Source organism: Streptomyces sp. NPDC002790 (genome assembly GCF_040295505.1).
Taxonomy (GTDB): domain Bacteria; phylum Actinomycetota; class Actinomycetes; order Streptomycetales; family Streptomycetaceae; genus Streptomyces.
The window spans coordinates 1-4,602 of sequence record NZ_JBEOVM010000213.1 but is presented as its reverse complement, the minus strand read 5'-3'; the positions used below and the strand labels follow the sequence as shown (position 1 = coordinate 4,602).

At 70.8% G+C, this 4,602-nt stretch carries 3 protein-coding genes; 2 read left to right on the top strand and 1 reads right to left on the bottom strand.

Translation table 11 applies throughout. The annotated features are described in order from the left end of the window. A partial coding sequence (locus ABT004_RS35970; RefSeq protein ID WP_351345945.1) for a sensor histidine kinase occupies positions 1 to 1,168 on the bottom strand: 1,168 nt, incomplete at its 3' end. A gap of 125 nt (positions 1,169 to 1,293) precedes the next feature. Between ABT004_RS35970 and ABT004_RS35965 the strand changes: the two genes are divergently transcribed. Further along, positions 1,294 to 2,064: an ABC transporter ATP-binding protein gene (locus tag ABT004_RS35965; RefSeq protein ID WP_351345942.1), complete on the top strand. Its 771-nt coding sequence runs from the start codon at positions 1,294 to 1,296 to the stop codon at positions 2,062 to 2,064. A 5-nt stretch (positions 2,065 to 2,069) separates the two neighbouring features. Further along, complete coding sequence (locus ABT004_RS35960; protein WP_351345939.1) at positions 2,070 to 4,481, top strand: ABC transporter permease; 2,412 nt, start codon at positions 2,070 to 2,072, stop codon at positions 4,479 to 4,481. Positions 4,482 to 4,602 lie beyond the last annotated feature (121 nt).

Here is a 4,602-nt window from a genome sequence, read left to right as displayed (position 1 = left end):
ACGGACTCGACACCCGCATCCGGCCGTCGAGAGCGGTGACCCGGTCCGCGAGCCCCGTCACGCCGCTGCCCGCGGGATCAAGCCCGCCCCTGCCGTCGTCCTTGATGTCGAGGATCAACAGATCGGAATGGTAGCGACCGTGCACCGCGGCCGTCTTGGCACCGCTGTGTTTGGCGATGTTCGTCATGGCCTCGTTGATCAGGTAGTACATCGTCGTCTCGAGCTTCCTGGGCAGCCGCTCGGGCAGTTTCAGATCCACCGTCACGGGGAGCGGGAACCGGCCCGCGTAGTCCTCGATTGCCGCGACGAGCCCGTGGTCGGCGAGCACCGGCGGGTTCAGGCCCCGGATCAGAGCCCGCAACTCTTTGTGCGCGGTGGACAGTTGACGCTCGGCCTGGCTGAGTAGTTCGCCCTGGGCCGAGTCCGGCTCGGTGTCCAGACGCATCAGACCCAGCGTCATGCCCAGCGACACCAGGTGTTGCTGGGCTCCGTCGTGGAGGTCCCGCTCGATGCGGACTCGCTCGGCGTCGAAGGAGTCGAGAAGCCGCGACTGGGTGGCGCGCACCTCGCGCAGCTCCTCGCCGAGCTCCCGGTCCCGTGGGGCGAGGAAGGAACGGGCCATGGCGGCGCGAGCCCCCGCCCACGAGGTGACCGTGTACGGCGTGGAGAGCAGCACGAGTACGCCGAACACCGTCCAAGGCCAGGTGTCGCCGTCGGTCGAGGCGATGGTCGTGGCCGGCAGCCCGAACGAGAAGCCGAGCACCATCAGGTCGAGCCACCAAAGGGCGACGGCCGACAGCAGCGTGAACATCAGCTCCCGCCACGTCGCCTGCTCCTTGAGCCGAGTGGAGACCCAGCCGCGCAGTCCCGGGGTCTCCGGGGCGCGGTGCGGGTCGCTGACGTGGTCGAGGTCGACGAGGCGCAGCCGACGGCGCTCCGCCGTGGCGACCACGGTGGAGGCGAGGACCAGGCCGACCAGGGGCGCGACACCTATCAGTACGACCAGGAGGATCAGGCCCGCGGTCAGGCCGAGGGTGAAGACGAGGATCGCCGCGGCCCCGACCAGGACACCACCGCTCAGATACGCGAGGGACCGCCAGGGCCAGCTGGAGGTCAGAAAGCTCAGCGGCCGCTGAGCCATGGCCTGCCAGGCCGTTGTGGGTTGCATGCGGCCAACGTACCCATGCGGTCTCTTCCGGATCTCCTGAAAGCCCGGGAGGTAGAGCTGCCTCTACCTCAGAAGTAGAGAGCGGGTCAGTGCCCCGGACACCCCCGGTGCAGTGGAATCAGGGCATGACGATGACGAGTCACACCACTCCCACGCAGGACGCGGTTGAACTTCACGCGGTGCGCAAGGTCCACGGCACCGGTGGACGGCAGGTCACCGCTCTGGACGGCGTCTCGCTCTCCTTCCGCCGCGGCACCTTCACCGCGATCATGGGCCCCTCGGGTTCCGGCAAGTCGACCCTGCTGCAGTGCGCGGCCGGTCTCGAGCAGCCCTCCGACGGGCAGATCGTCCTGGCCGGCGTGGACATCGGCCGCCAGAACGAGATGCAGCGCACCGAACTGCGCCGCAAGCACGTCGGCTTCGTATTCCAGGCGTTCAACCTGGTGGAGTCCCTGACGGCGGCGCAGAACGTGGAACTGCCGTCCCGGTTCGCCGGCCGCAAGGTCAGCCGCGAGCAGGTCTCCGCGGCGCTCGCTTCCGTGGGACTCGCCGACCGCGCCGGGCACCGGCCCAGCGAGATGTCCGGAGGCCAGCAGCAGCGCGTAGCCCTCGCACGTGCCCTCATCACCCGGCCCGACGTCCTCTTCGCGGACGAGCCGACCGGCGCCCTGGACACCGTCACCTCCCGCGAGGTGCTGCGGATGATGCGGATGCTGGTCGACCGCGAGGGCCAGACCACCCTGATGGTCACCCACGACCCGGTGGCCGCGGCCCACGCCGACGTCGTCGTCTTCCTCAAGGACGGCCGGATCGCCGACCGCATCCACCTCGACCACCAGGCCGGCGGCGACAACGCCGCGGCGATCGCCACGCACATGGCCCGGCTGGAGGCCTGACCGACATGCTGATCCTCGCGAACGTCCGTGAACGCTGGTCCGGTTTCCTCGGCGCCTTCGTCGCCGTCCTGGTCGGAGTGGCCCTGATCACCACCACCCTGGTCATCTACGACTCCGCCCGCGCCAAGGTCCAGCCCCGCTACGAGGGCACCGCCGCCCTCGCCCTTCCGAAGCAGGCCGTCGACGCCGACGGCAGCCCCGAGGACCGGATGCCGTGGAGCAGGACCGAGGCCGAGCCGTTCGTCTCCGCCCTGGCGAGGATCCCCGGCGTCGCCGACGCCGTGGTCGACCGCTCCTTCTACGCCCAGGCGATCCAGAACGGCAAGCCCGTCACCGACGAGGGCGCCGACGGGTCGGGGCACGGCTTCGGCAGCGCGCGGATGGCGCCGTACCGGCTGGTCTCCGGCCGCGCCCCCGCCGCAGCGAACGAGGTCGTGGTCGACCGTGACCTCGGCGCCGCCGTGGGCAGCGAGCTGACCGTCAACATCACCAAGGGCCGCGAGCAGTTCCGGGTCGTCGGCACGGTGGACGGCCCCGGCTACTACTTCAGCGAGCGGTTCGCGGCCCGGCAGCAGCCGGGCGTGGCCACCATCGCCCTGATCCCCGACAAGGGTGCCGACACCGGCGCGATCGTCTCCGGGGCGAAGAAGGCCATCGGCGACAACGGCAGCGTCGTCTCGGGTGACGGCCGGTCCGAACTGCAGCCCGAGTACATCGAGCACAAGCGTTTCCTGGGCGTCCAGCTCATCAGCGCGATGGCCCTGCTCGGCCTGTTCACCACGGTTTTCGTGGTCGCCTCCATGCTGGTCCTGTCCACCGGGATGCGCCGCCGCGAGATCGGCCTGCTGCGCACCATCGGCGCCTCGCCCAAGCAGATCCGCCGCATGATTCTCGGCGAGGCCGCGGTGGTCGGGCTCGCCGGTTCGATCGCCGGCTGTCTGGCGGGCGTGGCCGCCACTCCGCTGCTGCTGTCCATCCTCAAGGGCCTGGACGTGACGCCGCCCGGCATGGAGATCACCGTCGCCGCCTGGCCGCTGCTCACGGGCTCCCTGGTCGGCATCGGGGTCAGCGTGATCGGTGCCTGGAGCGCGGGCCGCAAGGCCGCCAAGGTCGCCCCCATCGAGGCGTTGCTCGACAGCCGCTCGGCCAACAAGGGCATGGGGCGCGGTCGTTGGATCGCCGGTCTCTCCGTCCTCGGCCTGGGTGTCCTGCTCGCGATCGGAACCGCCACGTCGACCGCGGACAACCGCATCAACATGGCGATCTTCGCCACCATGACGCTGATCGTCGCGGCGGCCCTGCTCGCCCCGGTGTTCGTCGGCCCGGTCGGCCGCCTCCTCACCGCGCCGTTCCAGCGCGGCGGCAGGGCCGCCCCGGTCCTCATCCGCGCAGAGCTGGTCGCCAACCCGCGCCGCGCCGCGTCGCTGGTGGCCCCGGTGATCGCCGCCGTCGGCTTCGCGGTACTGCTCAGCGGGATGGTGTCGACCATGCGGGTCGCCTACCCGGCCGGTGAGGCGCTGAAGGTCGCGGGCCAGACGATCGTCACGCCGGACGGCACCCCCGGCAACACCGACGAGGTCGTCGCCGACAATCCCGTGGGCAAGGCGGCGCTGCCGACCCGCGCCTTCGTCGAGACGAAGCACGGCAATAACGGTGAGAACAACGAGAACGCCGGGGCGTCCACCGTCCTGGACGTCCTGGGCAGCCGGGACGCGAAATGGAACAAGCGGGGCGAGGCGGTTCTCGGCGAGAAGATGGCCGGCGACCTGGGACTGAAGCAGGGCCAGGAGGTCCCGGTCCGGTTCGCGGACGGTGCCACCGTCTCCCTCCGTGTCTCCCAGGTGCTGCCCGACGACCCGGCCCGCGGTGACTTCGTGGTCGCCCGTGAGCTGGTCCGCGCCCACGACCCGGCCGCGCTCACCGACGACATCTTCGTCCCGGGCGACGCCAAGGCCTCGGCCGCGGCCCCCGGAGTCGCGCTGCACGACGCCGCCGAGTACGCCCTGGCCGACTACAACACCGACGCCAAGCTCACCGAGTCGCTCGCCATGATGCTCATCATCATCGCCGTCGGCTACAGCGTGATCGCCGTCGCCAACTCCATGGCCATGGCCGCCCACGGCCGGCGCCGCGACTTCGCGGTGATGAAGTCGGCCGGCGGCACCGTCCGCCAGCTCCTGTTCACCGCGGCCGGCGAGACCGCCCTGGTCATCGTCGTCGGCGCCGCCCTCGGAGTGCTGGTGACGCTGCCCCCGCTGGCCGGCATGGCGGCCGGCCTCTCCGAGGCCACCTCGTCGGACGTGGGCCTGCACCTGAACTCGGGCGTCGTCGTCGCCGCGATCATCGGCACCTTGGTGGCGGCGCTGTTCGCGGGGGTCGCCGTCACGTCGAAGACGCTGAGGAGGCAGGCGGTCTGAGGCGGACGCCACGCGAAGATCAGCACAGTACGACGAAGCGGCGGCCCCCGGAACTCCGGGGGGGGGCGGCGAGAGTTGTTTGTTTGTGGGGCCGCGTGTTGAATAGGTAGAGCGTACCCCA